The 17,912-nt window shown below is 39.9% G+C and carries 17 protein-coding genes; 5 read left to right on the top strand and 12 right to left on the bottom strand.

The annotated features are described in order from the left end of the window. Positions 1-17 precede the first annotated feature (17 nt). Both M2448_RS10930 and M2448_RS10935 read left to right on the top strand, forming a co-directional pair. Positions 18-170 (top strand): hypothetical protein, encoded by a 153-nt coding sequence (locus tag M2448_RS10930; RefSeq protein WP_280646906.1) that lies wholly within the window; start codon positions 18-20, stop codon positions 168-170. Between the two features lie 181 nt (positions 171-351). Further along, positions 352-597, top strand: a complete 246-nt coding sequence (locus M2448_RS10935; protein WP_280646905.1) for a hypothetical protein — start codon at positions 352-354, stop codon at positions 595-597. A 109-nt stretch (positions 598-706) separates the two neighbouring features. Here M2448_RS10935 and sucD read toward each other — a convergent pair whose 3' ends face one another. From sucD to M2448_RS10950, 3 genes are all read right to left on the bottom strand, one after another. Further along, positions 707-1,576, bottom strand: coding sequence for a succinate--CoA ligase subunit alpha (gene sucD / locus M2448_RS10940; protein WP_280646904.1), 870 nt, complete (start codon positions 1,574-1,576; stop codon positions 707-709). 108 nt (positions 1,577-1,684) lie between these two features. Beyond that, complete coding sequence (gene sucC / locus M2448_RS10945) at positions 1,685-2,815, bottom strand: ADP-forming succinate--CoA ligase subunit beta (protein ID WP_280646903.1); 1,131 nt, start codon at positions 2,813-2,815, stop codon at positions 1,685-1,687. Between the two features lie 348 nt (positions 2,816-3,163). Further along, a complete protein-coding gene (locus M2448_RS10950; RefSeq protein WP_280646902.1) occupies positions 3,164-4,261 on the bottom strand; it encodes a glycosyltransferase family 4 protein in 1,098 nt (365 codons plus the stop codon). A gap of 226 nt (positions 4,262-4,487) precedes the next feature. Between M2448_RS10950 and prmA the strand changes: the two genes are divergently transcribed. Further along, positions 4,488-5,327, top strand: a complete 840-nt coding sequence (gene prmA, locus M2448_RS10955) for a 50S ribosomal protein L11 methyltransferase (protein ID WP_280646901.1) — start codon at positions 4,488-4,490, stop codon at positions 5,325-5,327. Positions 5,328-5,627: 300 nt separating this feature from the next. Here prmA and M2448_RS10960 read toward each other — a convergent pair whose 3' ends face one another. From M2448_RS10960 to M2448_RS10985, 6 genes are all read right to left on the bottom strand, one after another. Beyond that, positions 5,628-5,930 (bottom strand): STAS-like domain-containing protein, encoded by a 303-nt coding sequence (locus M2448_RS10960; protein ID WP_280646900.1) that lies wholly within the window; start codon positions 5,928-5,930, stop codon positions 5,628-5,630. A gap of 7 nt (positions 5,931-5,937) precedes the next feature. Beyond that, positions 5,938-6,840, bottom strand: coding sequence for a hypothetical protein (locus tag M2448_RS10965; RefSeq protein WP_280646899.1), 903 nt, complete (start codon positions 6,838-6,840; stop codon positions 5,938-5,940). 30 nt (positions 6,841-6,870) lie between these two features. After that, positions 6,871-8,112: a nucleoside permease gene (locus tag M2448_RS10970; RefSeq protein ID WP_280646898.1), complete on the bottom strand. Its 1,242-nt coding sequence runs from the start codon at positions 8,110-8,112 to the stop codon at positions 6,871-6,873. Between the two features lie 89 nt (positions 8,113-8,201). After that, complete coding sequence (gene tnpA / locus M2448_RS10975; protein WP_280646897.1) at positions 8,202-8,624, bottom strand: IS200/IS605 family transposase; 423 nt, start codon at positions 8,622-8,624, stop codon at positions 8,202-8,204. A gap of 156 nt (positions 8,625-8,780) precedes the next feature. Further along, a complete protein-coding gene (locus tag M2448_RS10980; protein WP_280646896.1) occupies positions 8,781-9,608 on the bottom strand; it encodes a metallophosphoesterase in 828 nt (275 codons plus the stop codon). Positions 9,609-9,634: 26 nt separating this feature from the next. After that, a complete protein-coding gene (locus tag M2448_RS10985; RefSeq protein WP_280646895.1) occupies positions 9,635-10,381 on the bottom strand; it encodes a 5'-nucleotidase C-terminal domain-containing protein in 747 nt (248 codons plus the stop codon). Positions 10,382-10,998: 617 nt separating this feature from the next. Between M2448_RS10985 and M2448_RS10990 the strand changes: the two genes are divergently transcribed. After that, on the top strand, positions 10,999-11,280 hold the full coding sequence (locus M2448_RS10990) for a hypothetical protein (RefSeq protein ID WP_280646894.1): 282 nt from the start codon (positions 10,999-11,001) through the stop codon (positions 11,278-11,280). Here M2448_RS10990 and M2448_RS10995 read toward each other — a convergent pair whose 3' ends face one another. After that, the gene (locus tag M2448_RS10995; protein ID WP_280646893.1) at positions 11,281-12,063 is read right to left on the bottom strand and encodes a hypothetical protein; all 783 of its coding nucleotides are present in this window, start codon (positions 12,061-12,063) and stop codon (positions 11,281-11,283) included. A 319-nt stretch (positions 12,064-12,382) separates the two neighbouring features. Here M2448_RS10995 and M2448_RS11000 point away from each other — a divergent pair, with 319 nt between their 5' ends. After that, positions 12,383-14,875, top strand: coding sequence for a hypothetical protein (locus tag M2448_RS11000; RefSeq protein WP_280646892.1), 2,493 nt, complete (start codon positions 12,383-12,385; stop codon positions 14,873-14,875). A 419-nt stretch (positions 14,876-15,294) separates the two neighbouring features. Here the strand turns inward: M2448_RS11000 and M2448_RS11005 are convergent, their stop codons facing one another. Beyond that, positions 15,295-15,870 carry a hypothetical protein gene (locus M2448_RS11005; RefSeq protein WP_280646891.1) on the bottom strand — a complete coding sequence of 192 codons (576 nt, stop codon included), beginning with the start codon at positions 15,868-15,870 and terminating at the stop codon, positions 15,295-15,297. Between the two features lie 105 nt (positions 15,871-15,975). After that, positions 15,976-17,817 carry a gamma-glutamyl-gamma-aminobutyrate hydrolase family protein gene (locus M2448_RS11010; protein WP_280646890.1) on the bottom strand — a complete coding sequence of 614 codons (1,842 nt, stop codon included), beginning with the start codon at positions 17,815-17,817 and terminating at the stop codon, positions 15,976-15,978. Positions 17,818-17,912 lie beyond the last annotated feature (95 nt).

The following is a 17,912-nucleotide window of genomic DNA, read 5'->3' on the forward strand; positions in this document are numbered from 1 at the left end:
TAAAAAAAAACAGGTTTATGTATATTGTAAAAGAGATCAGAATAACAGGAATCTCCAAGCTGAAGGTAAATATTGAGGTAGCCGATATCGAAGCCTTTCGCCGCGAGTGTGCCCGCACCTATAAAGTGAAGCCCTCTGAGGTGAAATTTGTGTACGAAGAGCGGGAATAGGACAGGGATGAGCAGAATCAATCCTTAAGATTTGGTAAAAATTTGGAAATCATAAATTTAAGAATTATGTTTATGAATCAAATACTACTAAAGAAAGGCTTGCGTATGAAAGAACTGCACATCTGACCACAATGAAAGAATTTATATTCTTGTAGTTTCTAACATTTTAATATCAGGCACAATGGAAATATATAAAAAATATAGGACTATATACCGGATATCATATATTGCATTTTTAGCATATCTGCTTATTATCTCGATCGGTAATTTCAACTTAGGCGAACATGCACCTTACTTTCTGGTCGTTCCCTTCCTGCTGTACTGTCTGGCAGCAACAATAATGGAAATACTTATCCGGCGCGAGCGTAAGCTGTTTTATGAAAACAAGAAGAAAAAAACAAAAGATCTGCATACTGCAATAATGTAAATTAGCTAACATAAAACAAACAAGGGAGTGCTATTGCGCTCCCTTGTTTGTTATTGCATGGATCAGTAGTTGTATCTAATCGAATATATATCTTAATCGAACTACTTCATTATTTCATTGCAGCTTTCAGCATTGCCGGTATTTCAGACGGCTCTTTCGCCACTTTTATGCCTGCGGCTTCCATAGCGGCGATCTTCTCGGCAGCTGTGCCTCCACCACCCGAAATAATAGCTCCTGCGTGTCCCATTTGCTTTCCGGGAGGCGCTGCCTGTCCGGCAATAAATCCTACAACGGGCTTGGTTACATGATTCTTCACATATTCGGCAGCCTGTTCTTCGGCATTACCCCCTATCTCGCCTATCATAACGATGGCTTCTGTCTCTGGATCGTTTTGCAGCATTTCCAGCAATTCGCGGAAATACAGCCCCACTACAGGATCGCCGCCCATGCCGATGGCGGATGATTGCCCCATTCCGTTGGCAGTCAGATGATAGACCACCTCGTATGTGAGTGTACCGCTACGGCTGATAACGCCGATATTTCCCTGCTTGAATATCTGTGCGGGCAGAATACCAACAAGGCTTTTTCCGGGCGACATCAGTCCGGGACAGTTAGGGCCTATCAGCATGGCGCCTTTCATCTGCACGAAGCGGTATGCGTCGATCACATCGAGTGTAGGCATCCCTTCCGAAATACAGATAATCAGCCCGATACCTGCATCGGCAGCTTCCTTGATAGCATCTGCGGCAAAGCGTGCGGGAACGAATATGATGGAGGTATTTGCCTGTGTCTTTTCTACGGCTTCGTAAACGGTATTGAATACGGGTATGCCAAGCACTTCGGTGCCGCCCTTACCGGGTGACGTGCCACCTACTACGTTGGTGCCGTATGCTTTCATTTTCTGTGTATGGAAACCGCCGTCGCGTCCGGTGATTCCCTGTACTATAAGTCGTGTGGATTCGTTTATTAGTATGCTCATGATATTATATTTAGCCCCTCCATGCCTCCCCAAGGGGAGGTTTTGTATGAGAGAGTATTTTAATTGTTAAACAAATTACAAGATAAACCTAAAATCCCCCTTGGGGGATTAGGGGGCCGTAACTGCCATACGCACTGCTTCTCCCATAGTCTCAGCTACGCGAAAATGTGTTCCTTTCAGCATTTCACGCCCTTCCTTTTCATTCGTACCTGTAAGGCGTACCACCACAGGCATATCGGTCTTCAGTTGTTCGAAGGCGGTGAGCAAACCCGAAGCCACATCGTCGCAACGGGTTATGCCGCCGAATATATTGATCAACACTACTTTTACTTTCGGGTCTTTGAGCAAAAGCGTCATAGCATCTATTACCTTGTTGGGGTTAGAGCTACCGCCTATATCGAGGAAATTGGCAGGTGTGCCACCATATAATTTTATCATGTCCATAGTAGCCATTGCCAGCCCTGCGCCGTTTACCATGCAGCCTATCTCGCCATCGAGGTGTACAAAGCTGAATCCTTTTTCTTTGGCATAAGCTTCTGTTTTTTCGGCTTCGGTGGGTTCAAACAATGCGTGTATCTGAGGTTGGCGATAGAGGGCATTGTCGTCGAAGGTCATCTTGGCATCTATGGCGATGAGGTTACCTTCGTTGGTCAGTACCAGCGGATTGATCTCGGCAAGCGAGGCATCTTTGTCTACAAACAGTTTGTAGAGCTTTTGCAGAATGGCAGCCATCTGATTTACCTGTGCTGCGTCTTTGAAGAGTTCGAAGGCAAACTTGCGCGCCAGATAGTCGGGTATCCCGATGAGCGGATCTATCGGAAATTTGAAGATCTTTTCGGGTGTCTTCTCGGCTACTTCTTCTATATCCATACCTCCTTCGGCACTCATCATCAGTATCACCGATTTGGTATTGCGGTCTATTACATAGCTCACATAATACTCTGAGCCAATATTGACGGCTTCGCTGACGATTACTTTCGTTACGGGAAATTCTTTAATGGCCATGCCCAGAATGGTTTCGGCATGTCGGGCTACGTCTTCCCTATTCTTTGCTAGTTTTACTCCTCCGGCTTTACCGCGACCTCCGGTAAGCACCTGTGCTTTTACTACTACCCGTTCCATCGCCATGTCGTCATAGGCTTTTGCTGCCTCAGCGGCAACGTTGCACAGCACATATTTTTCGACAGGGATACCATAAGACGAGAACAGATTTTTAGCTTGATATTCGTGTATCTTCATGGTTAATAAAATTTAGTGAGCATTAAATAGATACTATTAACGGCTAATTTACGGGGAAGTTTTGGGAAAAGGTGTAACTATTATGACTTTTTTTACACAATGAGAGATAGATATTATTGATAACAAGAGAAATAGCAGTATTTGTAGAGGATATAATATGTCTGATTTCCTTACGTGTAACCTTTAGTAACTGTTTAAAAGAAAAGGTTGTCATCACGACAACCAATCTTTATTGTTAACCTTAAAATCTAATACTATGAAAAACACATAATATTAACAACTGTATTTTAGAAATGGTTCATCGCAAAAGTGAACTATTCTGTTAATAAAACATAACCCGATTGTTCGTCAAAGACTTCTTATCACTTTCTCCATTTTCTCGATAGCATTTTCCCATCTGAAACGTTGTACATATTTGTTTCCGCTACGTGCCAGATTTATTCTGTAATCGTTGTTCCGTATGAGGAAAATAATCTTATCAGCCATCTGGCGGGAGTTTCTTACATCTACCAGCAAGGCGGTCTTTCCGTCGAAGGCATATTCCTGATGCCCCTCTATGTCGGTACACACTAATGCACAGCCACAGAACATAGACTCTACCGATACCAACCCGAAGCCTTCGGTGAAACTGTTGGAAATAAAGATAGCATTACGGTTGTACACCTTACGGAGATTCTCGGGGCTGCGGTAATATCTGATCCAGCCGGGCAGCCCTTCGGGGCTGGGCGATATGCCGAAAATCTCGACCTGTAGTTCCGGCACTTCTTCTTTTACCAGCATCAATGCCTCAAGCCCGTATTTCGATCCTTTTATCTCCTGTATAGAATATGTCATGCCCACAGTAGCCGGATTGCGGTCTTCTATTCTGTATTTTGTATAATACACTGTATTGTCTATACCGTTTTCGATCAGTTCGATACGATTATCGGTATGCTCCCTCACTATACTTTTCAGATAAGAGGCCACCACTACATTTACAGTATTCTGCATATTGTACGATTCGTACAGGAGATCTTCATTGCCTTCCCAGTTTTCAAAGCCCTGTATCAGGTTCAGCTTTTTGCCCTTACTGTTGCTTAGCTTTCCCATTTCCAGTACAGTAGACCACCATGTGGCAATCACCACATCGGCATCTACCACATATTTGTCTTTCACCTGCGGCACATACGACATGGTAATGGACGGCTCGAATTCGAACCACTTATCGCGCTTGAATCCTTCCAGTTTTGACAAGATCAGCCTCACCACGTATGGCAGGCGATATTTCATATAAGGAGTTTCTATAGGAAAGGTAAGGTGTACTTTATAGCCTTTCTGAGCCAACCGGTTAGCATACTCATACATTACCCTGAATCCTCCGGCAGGGCGGCGCGGCTTGAACGGCAGTATGAAGTTGATCTTCAATACACCCGCCTTATCACCATCCTTATGATTTTGCTCTTGCATAAAGTCTATATCAATTATATGGCAAAGATATATAAAAGTACGGCAATCGGATTTCCTTATTCGCTTTTAATCACCTTATATGTTTTAACAAAACACAGCCCATGAAGTAAAAATAAGTTAACAATCCTGCCTCTTTATGTTAAAATATTTATTGCACAGATATTAGATATATTAAAATAGCATATCTAAATAAATATGTACTTTTGCAGAAAACATTATATATATTATGAGCTATATTGAAGTAAAATTTATCTGCACTCCTAACGATGAGATCGTTAACAGCGTATTGTCGGCAACTATAGCCGAAATCGGATTCGAAAGCTTCGTGGAAGACGAGTTCGGTACTACGGCATATATTCAAAGCAGTTTGTTCGATGCTGCCAAACTGGATGCCCTGTTAAGCGATTTTCCTGTCGAAGCCGAAATTATCTATACATACAAAGTTATAGAAGACCAGAACTGGAACGAGGAATGGGAAAAGAACTATTTTCAGCCACTGATTATAGACGATAAGTGCATTATACAGAGTACATTTCACAAAGTACCGGCAACGTACGACTACAATATATTCATAGATCCGAAAATGGCTTTCGGCACAGGTCATCACCAAACTACCGAGCTGATGATAAGGGAAATACTGAAAGATGATTTTAATGGCAGATCGGTACTCGACATGGGTACTGGAACGGCCATACTGGCTATACTGGCATCGATGCGAGGTGCCGATCCTATCATGGCTATCGACATAGATCAGTGGGCTTACGACAATGCGATGGAAAACCTGAGGATAAACAATATAAACAATGTAGAAGTGAAGATTGGCGGGGCTGAATTGCTGGGAAATGAGACATACCATATTGTACTGGCTAATATAAACCGCAATATATTGCTCAACGATATACCTGCATATACGGCTGTGCTCAACAAGGGCGGGTATCTGTATATGAGCGGCTTCTATGTAGAAGACATACCTGCCATAACGGAAGTGTGCTCTCAGAACGGATTATCGTTCTGTTACAATACCGAAAAAGATAACTGGACGGCTGTGAAATTCCAAAAGCTATAAACGACATAAGAGGAAGCTTCTGAACAGAAACTTCCTCTTATGTGTGAGTTAATTAGGTATTAGGCTTTAAGGTAAATAAAGATTGTTTGGTTATCGATACAAAGGAACTACAATTATGGAACCTCGCCAAATAAAAAAACATATTATAAAACATATTTTTTATAAATTTTGCTAATCCTATTCATAGCCCCTTATTGTATTATTTCATATATTTTAACACTATCTAAATACTGATCTTATTTATATCTTACTGATAATCTTTTCGATAGTTATATTCTAAAAATATAATTCAGTTTGATTTTATATATTGCTTAAGTCTATTATCTTTTGATAATCTGAAAAGTATTTAGATATTCTTTCTACCTGAGATTTCAGTACATTTCTGAAACGTAATGACTTTTTAATTCTATCAACACCATATTTATCTATAAGAGGTCCAAAGCTGGCATTCATAAAAATAGTGGGAACAGAATCCACCTTATCCATATCTATTACAACAAGTTCATTTTCATCAATAGCCTCAACAGCCTTATTTAAGACAGCTTTACCACTTTCTCTATAATCTGAATCTAATAATAAACCGTATAAACTAATTACAATCATACTATTTCTAATATTCTAATGTTACATCTCCTTCATCAAATTCTCTTAAAGGGAAAGAATCTGTATGAATTTCAAAATAAATTAATGATCCTGTAAAATTAAAGTGCAAAGGTATTGAATTTATATTATCCTTACTATCACAGCATGTTAAACTTGCTCTATTACTAATAATTCTTAACTTATCATCAGTTGTTATATTCGACAAAATATTATCTAATCCGAATCCTCTGTTCTGAACTGTAGATCGTGCTGTAATACCCAGCTTGATAGCATCATTCAACGCATCTACATCAGTAGTATATTTCCCCGGATAAGCATTCCTTAAAGTTTTTGGAATACCTAAACCAAAATCACATACTGCACAACTTATTATTTTTGAATCTGGACTATATTCTAAATAAATAAATGCAATTGCTTCACATCTGGAATGATCAGCTACATTACAGAACAATTCATCCAATACTATTTTAAGCGTTGTCAGGTCATAATCCTCAAAATATTCTCTATTGAGATAAGAAGTAGCGTTATTTACATATTCGATACTCTCTTCTTTTATTATTTTCCACAAATTCAGGATTGTATCGTCCTCTGCCTCAATGTAATTTTTATTTCCGAACCTATAATATTGATCTAATTTTATAGTATCAATTATTAACTTATAAAAATCATAATCATCAAAAACTAATTTAGTCTTATAACCTAACTGATGGATATATTCAACCAGACATGCAATAAGGACAATAAAAGAATGCTTAGTATCGGATATTTTCAAGTTTTCTATTTTTATTGTAAAATAATCTTCCGATGAACCTTGATTCTGAGTTAGAGCCTCTCTCTCTTTTTCTAATATTTCCAACCATTTAAAAAGGTCAGGTTTGTCCAAAAGAATAACTCCCACTTCTTCACCCATATGTTTATTCCATTTGATTAATAAATAATTTCACTTCTCCTCCTCAGGCACATACTTATACTTGAAGAAGATAGCGAACAAAACAGCCACTACCAACGCATAAGCCGCGAAGCAGAGCCAAATGGACTGCCAGTCTTTCATACCATCGGCTGCGGTAAAGAAACGACCGATAAGCATTCCGCTAGTCCAACTACCCAATACAGCACCAAAACCGTTTGTCATCATCATAAACAAGCCCTGTGCCGATGAGCGGATCTTCGAATCTGTCGATTTTTCGACAAACAGCGAGCCGGAAATATTGAAGAAGTCGAATGCCATGCCGTAAACGATACACGACAGGATAATCATCCACAAGCCGCCTTCCGGATTGCCAAAGGCAAACAGCCCGAAACGAAGCACCCATGCCAGCATACTTATCAACATCACTGTCTTTATACCAAAGCGGCGCAGGAAAAACGGTATTGCCAGAATGAACAGGGTTTCGGATACCTGCGATATAGACAATATGATAGTAGAATAACGAACTACAAATGAGTCGGGATAAGTGTATTTGAAATCGTCAAGGAAAGTATCGCCATAGGCATTGGTAAGCTGCAAAGCTGCCCCAAGCAACATACTGAACAGGAAGAACAGCGCCATCTTATAGTCTTTGAACAACTTGAAAGCATCGAGTCCGAGCAACTGTGTAAGCGACTTGCCTTTGCTCGCCGTATTCTGAGGTGGCGATTTAGGTAGGGAGAAAGCATACAGTCCGAGCACAATGGCTGTGATACCGGCTATATAGAATTGGTTCTCGGAAGCTTTATTATCCGTCAGATTGGTGAGCCACATGGCAGCAATGAAACCGACGGTTCCCCACACCCTGATAGGCGGGAAGTGCTTTACTGTATCCAGATTATTACTGTTGAGTACGCTATATGCTATAGAGTTGGACAAGGCCAGTGTAGGCATATAGAAAATCATGGCGAGCAGTATCACCCAGAAGAATGTCGTAGGATTGTCTACCATCGGCAACGACAGGAAGGTGAGTCCGCACAGTATATGCAGTATTCCGTACAGGCGCTCGGTATTTATCCAACGGTCGGCAATGATACCGCACAGCGTAGGCATAAAGATGGAAGCGATACCCATAGTGGAGAATATGATACCGAAATCTTCGCTCTGCCAGTGCTTTGTGCTGAACCAATAATTGCCGATTGTAATCATCCATGCTCCCCAAACGAAGAACTGGAAGAAGTTCATAACGATTAACCGGATTTTCAAACTATTCATAGTATTAGTTTTTATGTTTCTATTTCTTATTTGGCTAAAGCCCTTCTATTTTACTCTCTGTTCCTCCACTTAAAAGTGGAGGCAATTAACTAAAATTTATATTTTGCTATAAACTCATCGAATTCTTCCTGGAATGTTTTTTTCCTGTGATGCTCTTCTTGCTTCATTATATATCCTCTCACTTTTTCAATCATTGATTCCGAAACAGACAGTGCAAAATACTCATCTTGCCATTCGAACTTTTGCTCTGTCAATCTATTCTTATTTATCCAATATGAAGATTCTCCTTTTATTAATTGAATAACCTTCTGAATAGACTGATCTGTACTTAATGATATTATACAATGACAATGATCTGAATAGCCCGAGACTGTATCAATAAAAATACCTTTATTCCTTGAATTCTCAATTATATGCTGCCATAGCTTATTCCTAACATCTGCTGTTTGGAGCATCTGAATCCTGTTTTTTGTACTCCATACACAGTGGATATAGACTTTTACATATGGCATAAATATTATATTTATCCTTTTTCAATTGCCTCCTGCTTTAGCTGGAGGTTATCTATTTGTTCAATTAAAAGACTTTAGTCAAATCCTTTTTGGATAAAGCTTCCTTGTACCCTTTGTTCCTCCACTTAAAAGTGGAAGCAATTTACTACTTAATTTCTATTTCTTCTTTTTGGTTAACTCTATTTCTGTTTTTCCTATCACAACTCCGTTTCTGCCTGCCTGATAAACATAGACATCTTTTCCTTCCGGATTTTTACGGATCTCGGGTTGCTTCATGAATGTATGCGAATGTCCGCCGAGTATCACGTCTACATTGTGCGATTTATCGGCAAGCTCCTTGTCGGAAGTGTAGCCGATATGAGACAGGCAGATAACAATGTCACACTTCTCTTTCTTGCGGAGATGGGCTGCATATTGGTTTACGGTTTCCACAACGGGCAGAAATTCCATTCCTTCATATTTGTCTTTTTGTATCAGTCCGTCGGGTTTCACACCTATGCCTATAATGCCGATTTTTACTCCGCCCTTTTTCAGTGTGACGTATGGTTTCACCTTACCGGCAAGCACCGTCTTTGAGAAATCGTAGTTGCAGCACACGATAGGATAATCGAGCAGGCTGAATATCATTTTCATAGTGTCCAGTCCATAGTCGAACTCATGGTTGCCGATAGTGCCTACATCGTACTTCATCTTGTCCATCATACCAGCCTCTGCCCTGCCCTTAAACACATTGAAGTATGGCGTACCCTGCACAAAGTCGCCGATATCTACCAGCAGCACGTTCTTATCCACAGCCCTTACGCTGTCTATTATAGCCTTGCGGTTGACCACGCCACCCTGTCCGGGATTGTATTTGTCCGACATGGGCATGGCTTCTATGCGGCTGTGGGTATCGTTGGTATGCAATATGGTCAGTTTCTTCTGTGCGAAGGCTGTAGAAGAAAGCCCCGCGAGTAAAAGGATATATATATATTTCCGGCTCATTTGCTTATTCGTTTTTTATCTGATTTTTATTGTTCGGCGATACGTCCGTCCAGTTGGGCTTTTATCTTGTTGCCTTTGGCCGTTTCGGCTGCGATATAGTCTAAGATATAGTCGCGGAGGGTGGCTCCGGTCTGTGTCACCGACTCGGCTTTTTTCAGCGCGTCCATGCCATCGTTTCCTTCGGCCAGATAGTCGAGCGTAACGATGGTATATATCTTATTCGCATCTACAGGCTGTCCGTTCACTTTGGCGTCTATCAGCTTTTTATTCTTTATCAGCAGGCGTCCGGTTGACGAAATGCCTCCGGGCAGGCGTGCATACGATTCGAATATTTCGTTGAGGTACTTGCCTTTAAGGCGAACAACTACCAGTGCATTCTCGAACGGATAGGTACTGAACACATCGCCTACCGTAATGTCACCGTCGGCAATGGGTGCGCGCAGTCCGCCGATATTCACAAAGCTGAGATCGATGTCCTGTCCTTGTGTATATTTCTTATCGAGGTGCAGCAGTACGTCCGATGTAAAATTGTTGAGAAGTCCTTCGGGGCGGTCTTTATCCATATATTGTTCGGCATATCCGATCACGCGGTTCATCTTATCGTCGAGTTGCTTTTTGTAGCTGTCTACCAGCGCCACCATCTTCGGGTCGGGATGCGCAGCCTGCCCTACGGTAATGTACTCGCCCTGTATGGACGATATAACGTATTGTTGTTTAGCACATGATGACAGAAACAGGGTGATGAGTATCGGATAAAGAAATATATGTTTCATTCTATTTTGTTTTAACCGACATCAAATATAGGAAATTTAAAGCTTAAAAAAGCGGTGCAAGAGCGTAATTATTGTATGTTATGTGACATTTTAATATTTGGATTGGGGGAGTGGGAAAGCAGCTATGAGTTCCAAACTTTCATTTCGGAGATTTGTGTCTGAAGGACAGATGAAAAATTGTAATTGTGATTTTTATGGGCAGGATATATTAATTGTATATCTTTGGTGGTGAAATAAAATTTATGGAAAGCTACGATCTCGACATTGACATAATCAGGCCGAAACTGAAAAAACAGAATTTTCGATTAGCAAAGATAGTTCCCCTTATATTCCTATTTCTCGTTTTGGGTTTTGGTATCACCTATTTTATGTCTTCAAAATATAGTTATTATTTTCCATCCGGCATACTGACATACATTCTTCGTGTTCTGTCTGTAACTACTGTAATAGTCCTTTTAATTAATATGTATTGTTTTTACGTATACATCAGAAACTTTAGTAAATTCAGATTGTCTCGTATTTGTATGATTTGTATCATATTATGCGTACTGCTTTCTTTCGTTACTTTTATATACTATATTTTCATAAATGCAACATACGTTGATAGTTACAACAGTATGGGCTTAGTTGAAAGTGTTGTTTCGGATGCAGATGCAGACCTTGCAGCTAGTATTGTTCTTGTATATATTTTCGTCAGTCTCTTCTTCCAGTTTATTATGGGAATACAATGTATTGTAATGAAGAAACATGATTATATAGGGGGGGTAGCCATACTGGGGTATGTCTTTTGTGCATCGGCTATTCTGATTCCGGCTGTTATTCTGATTCCCGTTTTTACATACCGTATCTTTTCACAGGCAGAGGATTATTCTTTAAAATACGGATTCTTGGAAGAGTAGTTAATCTTTATAGGTAATAATACGCTTTACAAAACCCAATATATAAGTGCCTGTTTCGTCCATCATTTTCTGTTCTATCCAGTTGTTATTTTCATCTGATTCGTACACATAAGTAAAAGTAGTGGGCTTATTATTGGGCTTAACGATGTGCATCTTTACCATAAGATTAAGACTGTCGTACTCATATGAGATGGTAGTCAGCCCATCTCTGTTGCTGTTTATCTCTTCTTTTATTTTGTTACCCCTTTCATCAAAAAGTATTGTTGTATCTACAGTTCTCCCATTGCCCTTCTTATGTTTTTTTATCTCATCTTTTTTGTAATAGATATATGTAGAATCATTATCATAAAAATGGTCTTCCCCATAATAAGTAACTTCCAGCCAACGATCTCCTTGAAAGTCAGAAACAGACTCATACATTATAATAGAATTTTCAATATCAGTCTTTCCCGACTCATTTTTCCGACTGGTTATCAATCGTTTTGTTATTATGATTTTGTTATCAACATTCTCATATCTTGTATTGTAAAACTTATTAAAATTGTCAGGAAAAATCTCGGTCTTCATCTGAATAATGTCCGACATATTTAGCTCATAAGTATAAGCACGATTGATATTATTTGCTACCATCACATCAACAACCTGAACATTTTCAACATTATCGCCATTCACTAACGAGTTATATTCAAATTCGTATCGGAAATTTTCATCCTTTTTAATGTTTTGACAATTAAGGAATACAAAAATCAAGGATAGATAAATTATGAATCTTAGTGCTTTCATTTATTTTTCAATTAAAAAGCAAAGTTAATAAAAAACCAGCCTTGATGAAATTCAGACAACTTTATCTATATGATAAAACTACTCGTAAGTACACATAATATAAGCGACAAAAATTAATCCAACTATGCAAAAAATAGTATAAATATATGCTAAGGCTATAATTGCTTTATGAGGTTTTTCTGGGGGGTAGCAAAATATTAAACCATAAAGCCACCTCAAAGCAAACTGAGTAAACCAGTGTTTTTCCATACCTTTTTTCAACTAAAAAGTTAGATAGTAAAGACAAAGATATTTTATAAATTATAATAATAAAACAATTATGAGAAAAGAAAGAGATTTAACGGTCAATATCAAAGTAAACGATAAGACTCAAATACTGACAAATCCGAAGAAACTAAGAGATGATATTTCCAATCTGGAAAATGTTTTTAATCAATTACCAATAATAGATTCTAAAGTACTGGCAGATTCTATTAAAAACTTCAACGCTTATACTGATCAAGTAAAGGCTTCTTGTACTAATACTGACAAATTTATCAGGAAGGTTCTTCCTGACATATCAGAACTGAACAATACTCTTGAATATAGTATAGAAGAAAAAAAAGAAGGCAAAGAAAAACGTCTCTACGAAGCAGATAAAAAAATGAAAGCTCTTGGTGATGTTGATGGACTGGTTAACCTCGTGCTAAACGCTGCTGCAAGAGAAGCCGGTGTCCTTAAAGCTGCAATAGTAGAGCCTTTTAAAGGAATAGGCAAAGGAACACCCACAATTCCGTCTTCTATGACAGGGCAAATGTATTACTCGGAAGATAAAAGAAAAGAAGGGGATGAGGAATATATTAAGAAGATGGAAGAATATATTGCCTCTTTAGACGGTGTACATCGGGAACTGACACAAGCTGTCTTTGATGCACAAAAAAATATATCGGATTTAAAAGCAGATGCCAGATCGGAATTCTTTGAACATCAGGATAATTATGCTAATGCCAGATCTGAGTTTACTTTTTGGATAAAAAATATAATGACAAATAGTGGATGGCAAAAGGAAAGTGAAAATGCGTATATGGAAGGTGTACAGAAAATAGCAGACGTTTATGGAACAGATATAGAGCAGGGTTTGGCTGATTTAAAGAAGATATTAGCAGATATTGAAGAGAATACTTCTGATCCGGCTCTTAATGCCTTAGTTAAAGACCTTCAATATAAATTTGAAGTTGAAAGTAAGGATGCAAGTAAACTGGAATACTTTGATACTGTACTTAGAAAATACACAAAAACACTATTGAAAGGTGGTTATGAGATGCTTTTAGACATCGCTGTGAAAAACAGTGAATTAATGGGGAGTACATTAATAGATAATGCAAGTAAATTTCACGATGTTGTTTCTGAAGTGAATGATTTTTCTAAAAACAAACAATATCAGGAAGCTCCTGCTTTGTCACCTGTTCAAGAATTACCAATTTTCTATTTCGACAAAGAAAGAGGAGGAACCCGTATTGGAGGTCAATTCCGTGATATCAATAATACGCCTAAAAAGAAAGATAATAGTCCGGAAAATTTTAAAGAAGATCTAAAAAACAATTATGATAATCTTCTAAATGATAGTATCCAAAATGAGCAACTCTTCCAACAACAAATGGAGGAATTGGGAAATGCTGAAGCAGAACGAAAACTCAGACAGCAAAGAGAACAAAGCAACCTCGAACTCAACGAACAAGAATTTTTTCAACAAAAAAGCCTGTTGAGTACCGAATCGTTTAATGACCGTAAAGACGAACTTCTGAGTGAGGCGCAACAATCGATGGCAGCCTTTGCCAATGCCACCCAATCGACCAATGAAGCCATTTTAGAAAGCACCGACAACACAGCAGTATCATTCGAGGATAAATGGAAAGGAATACACGAAACCCTGCAAAAGCACGTAGATGCTATCATGACAGGAGTCAACGCCATTTTTAGCGGAATGAATTCCATCCTTTCCAACGAATTAGAAGAAGCCAAAGAAAAATATGATGCCATCACCGAAAAGTATGATGAAGTAGTAGAACAGCGCGAAGAGAGTAGCAGCCGCTTAAATGAACTGGAAGAACAAGCCAAAAATGCACGCGGAGGCCGTTCCCTGATCTTGCAGGAGCAGATAGATCACGAGATGGCTAAGAACAAGCAACTGGCACAGCAGGAATCACAACTGGCTAAAGAAAAAGAAAAGTCAGAAAAAGAAGTAGCCAAGAAAGAGAAACAGACGAAGAAATCTGAGATCTCCCAGCAGATTATTCAAGGCGTTTCCAATACAGCATTGGGAGTGACTAAAGCATGGTCGTTAGGACCTATCATAGGGCCTATTATGGCAGCTTTGGTAGGAGCTGCGGGTGCCATTCAGGTAGCGGTAATGAGTAAGCAGCTTGCAAAACTCGAAGATGGAGGTTTACTCAATGGCAAACGCCACTCACAGGGTGGTATGCGTATAGAGGGAACAAATATAGAAGTAGAAGGGGGCGAGTATGTCGTGAATCGCGAATCTACATCCAAGAATCTGGGACTAGTACGCTATATTAATTCACAGCGCAGGGAGCTAAAGCCCAATGACCTTAACGGCTTCTTTTCCAAACCGTGGCAAAGCTATGAACCGCCATTCAGAAAACACTTTGAGGCAGGTGGCGAATTACCTGCCATTACTAGCCCATCAACTCTAAATAACGAAATGTTAGTGGATGCAATAAAAGCGATAAAAATAGAACCGAAAGTAGCTGTAACAGATATATTACGTGTACAGGACGAAATGACGCAGGTAGATGGCTGGTCAGGGATATAATTGATCTTTTTGTTGCAGGGGATTTAGAACGGATATAGGATAGTATGCTATTCATAATCGTAGTTTTTTGTCCCTGTTTCTCCCCCTCGGGCAGATTAAGAGGGGCTGTTCCCTTTACAAATATAGACTATACTTTCCGCCCGAAGTTTAAGTAACTGTTTAAATTTGATTGGCACTCTTATTTTGTATTATTTCAAATATATTTTTTTCTTTTTATTCGTAGGTTTAGCAAGCTAAACCAAGAGTGGAAAGTAGAAAATAGAGAAGAAAGAATAAAAATAAGAGCCAAAGAATAATCTGAAACAGCTATATGAAATATTTTCGGTCAAATTTAAACAGTTACTTATATTCACAAGCAAAGTTTTTAGAAATCTTTGCCGATGGAGAGTTTGGAATACAGCATTATCTAAAATCTAAACCTATATCTTATCTTTCTTATAAAACCATTTCTTTTTCAACAACTCGCAGTCTGACGAATCGCGCTTGGAAGCTAACGGATGGAAAGAGCTCGGCTGGCAGAACTGCGATTTACCGTATTTCCACTTGTTGAGGTATTGCTTTTTCACATCATCGAGCAAATAGTCCGATATCTGTTGCAGCTTGTTGTCGGCTCCGATCAGATAATCGCGGAAGATGGTATATGCGCCGTACACAGGCCCATAGTCGAGACAGGTCTGTGTTTTGATCGTATCGCCGTGTATCTCGTAACAGCCCCATTCAAAGTTTTCGTCTTCATGTTGCCCGTTGAAACACTCCACAAAATATTTATTGTCGGGGTCGGATGTCCTCGCGTTCAGTAGCAGCCCGTTGTTGTAAAACATCACCATATAATATGCCGACGAATCGCAAAAAGGGCTCACATAGTAGCCTTGTATATCTATAAGCGTATCGAGCCCCGTATATTGTCCGGTGTAATAGTTAGAAAAGTAATTAGGCCGCGACGAGCAGCACATAAACACACTGATAATTAAGGATATTATAAATATATTTCTCATAATCTCTTTATAGTTTGTGATGAACAGAACTCTGTCTTTTCCGTCCATATTATGGAGTAAATATACTCAAAATACGGAACTATGGGAAATTATCACCTAAAATAATCATTCCTGCGCTGCTTTCTGCACTGTATCCATCACCCGCAGAAAGTTACCTCCCCACAGTTTGGTTATATCTTCGTCCGAATATCCGCGTTCGATAAGTTTCATAGTGATATTTATCATATCGTTGCTGCCGGTGCAACCGATCAGTCCCCCACCCCCGTCGAAATCGGAAGCGATACCTACATGGTCGATACCTGCCACGCGTACAGCATGGTCGATATGCCCAATGGCATCTGTCAGGCTGGCCTTGGCGCGGTTTTTATTGATGAAAAGGTCTACAAGGCAAATCTGCACTACACCGCCGTTTTTGGCTATTGCCTGCATCTGCTTGTCGGTGAGGTTACGGTCGTGATAACACAGTGCCTGCACCGACGAATGCGAAGCAATGATCGGTTGGGCAGACAGTTCTATCACATCCCAGAATGTCTTTTCACCTGCGTGCGACACATCTATCATTACACCGAGACGGTTCATTTCGGCAATTACCTTTTTGCCATAAGGACTCAACCCGTTCCATTCGTGTGTGTTGGCACTCGAAGTATCGCAAATGTCGTTGTCTTTGGTATGGCACAATGTGATATAGTTCACGCCCATTTTTTTGAAACGGGCAATGTTCGCAATGTCTTTTCCTATGCCGTATCCGTTCTCTATACCTATAAAGATGGCCTTCTTTCCTTCCTGTTTCAGGCGGATGAGGTCGTCAGGAGTATAGGCTATACCGCAAATATCTTTATTATTCTCCACTTGGGCATGTATGCCTTTTATCAGTCCTTCTATCTTGTCCACAGTTTTCTGTGAAGAAGCAGCATCGCGAGCGCCTTGCGCAGTATAAGCCGCAAAGAAAATAGCATCGAGCATACCTTCTTCCATTTTCGGAATATTTACCTGGTTGCTTTCACGTTTGCCGATATCAAAGCCTGACTTTTTAAATTCCAGCGGTGTATCGCAATGGGTATCGACCGAAAGCATTTGTTTGTGCAATTCCTTTGCCTTACGGAAAGTTTCTGCTTCGCCTACTATAAACTTAAAGAGCTTCAGCATAGTAGTATCGCCTGCCGCCACATGGCTTTCGGGATGCCACTGTACGCCCAGTATCGAACGGTCGGGGTAAGCTTCTATCGCCTCGATGATGCCATCGGGCGACTTTGCCACCGCACGAAATCCGGGAGCTACTTTCCTTACTGTCTGATGATGGTACGAGTTGATTTTGTATTTGCTGACACCAAGTATCGAAGCCAGTTTCGAATCTTTTTCGATAGAGATGGTATGCGTTCCCAACTCGCGCGATTCGGTCTGCTTGTGCTTGATGTTACTGGTCTTCACCTGCAAAGGAATATCCTGATAGAGCGTACCGCCAAAGGCTACATTTATAAGCTGTTCGCCCCTGCAAATGCCCAATACGGGTATGTTGCGATCGGTAGCCAGCTTGAGCAACACAAGGTCGTAAATGTCACGCACCGAATCTATTTCATTTACTTTCGGTATCGCTTTCTCTTTATAGAACGAGGGATTCACATCATCGCCGCCCACCATCACCAGTGCATCTATATTCTTTACGATGTCGCGAAGCACCGTTCCGTCCGTCATTACGGGGATAACCACCGGAGTACCTCCTGCCTTGAGTATAGCCTGTATATAAGTACCCGAAACGATAGTTCCGCCATTGCTGCCGCGCGCAGCCGATACACCTATTACGGGTGCAGGGCGGTGACGCAAGTCGGTAAACTGACGGTCGGTCATTTCATATAATTTATTCAGGTCGGTTATTAATGATGTCTGGCTATGGGTATAGCTTGTGAATAGAAGAAATATTGTGAGTAAAATGCTCGTTAATGATTTCATTATAAATTATCTATATTAGAAACTAGAGTTTATATTTAATAGAATTATATTCTATTTATTATTTACAAATTAATTGCCCCCAGTTAAAAGTGGAG

It is taken from the genome of Dysgonomonas sp. PF1-14 (genome assembly GCF_029892965.1).
Lineage (GTDB): Bacteria > Bacteroidota > Bacteroidia > Bacteroidales > Dysgonomonadaceae > Dysgonomonas.

Bases quoted from the DNA above. Each gene is read 5' to 3' on its own strand.
- M2448_RS11005 (WP_280646891.1), bottom strand. From the start codon at position 15,870: ATGAGAAATATATTTATAATATCCTTAATTATCAGTGTGTTTATGTGC.
- M2448_RS10935 (WP_280646905.1), top strand. From the start codon at position 352: ATGGAAATATATAAAAAATATAGGACTATATACCGGATATCATATATT.
- M2448_RS10950 (WP_280646902.1), bottom strand. From the start codon at position 4,261: ATGCAAGAGCAAAATCATAAGGATGGTGATAAGGCGGGTGTATTGAAG.
- prmA (WP_280646901.1), top strand. From the start codon at position 4,488: ATGAGCTATATTGAAGTAAAATTTATCTGCACTCCTAACGATGAGATC.
- M2448_RS10965 (WP_280646899.1), bottom strand. From the start codon at position 6,840: ATGGGTGAAGAAGTGGGAGTTATTCTTTTGGACAAACCTGACCTTTTT.
- M2448_RS10980 (WP_280646896.1), bottom strand. From the start codon at position 9,608: ATGAGCCGGAAATATATATATATCCTTTTACTCGCGGGGCTTTCTTCT.
- M2448_RS10985 (WP_280646895.1), bottom strand. From the start codon at position 10,381: ATGAAACATATATTTCTTTATCCGATACTCATCACCCTGTTTCTGTCA.
- M2448_RS10990 (WP_280646894.1), top strand. From the start codon at position 10,999: ATGGGCTTAGTTGAAAGTGTTGTTTCGGATGCAGATGCAGACCTTGCA.
- sucD (WP_280646904.1), bottom strand. From the start codon at position 1,576: ATGAGCATACTAATAAACGAATCCACACGACTTATAGTACAGGGAATC.
- M2448_RS10930 (WP_280646906.1), top strand. From the start codon at position 18: ATGTATATTGTAAAAGAGATCAGAATAACAGGAATCTCCAAGCTGAAG.
- tnpA (WP_280646897.1), bottom strand. From the start codon at position 8,624: ATGCCATATGTAAAAGTCTATATCCACTGTGTATGGAGTACAAAAAAC.
- M2448_RS10960 (WP_280646900.1), bottom strand. From the start codon at position 5,930: ATGATTGTAATTAGTTTATACGGTTTATTATTAGATTCAGATTATAGA.
- M2448_RS11000 (WP_280646892.1), top strand. From the start codon at position 12,383: ATGAGAAAAGAAAGAGATTTAACGGTCAATATCAAAGTAAACGATAAG.
- sucC (WP_280646903.1), bottom strand. From the start codon at position 2,815: ATGAAGATACACGAATATCAAGCTAAAAATCTGTTCTCGTCTTATGGT.
- M2448_RS10970 (WP_280646898.1), bottom strand. From the start codon at position 8,112: ATGAATAGTTTGAAAATCCGGTTAATCGTTATGAACTTCTTCCAGTTC.
- M2448_RS10995 (WP_280646893.1), bottom strand. From the start codon at position 12,063: ATGAAAGCACTAAGATTCATAATTTATCTATCCTTGATTTTTGTATTC.
- M2448_RS11010 (WP_280646890.1), bottom strand. From the start codon at position 17,817: ATGAAATCATTAACGAGCATTTTACTCACAATATTTCTTCTATTCACA.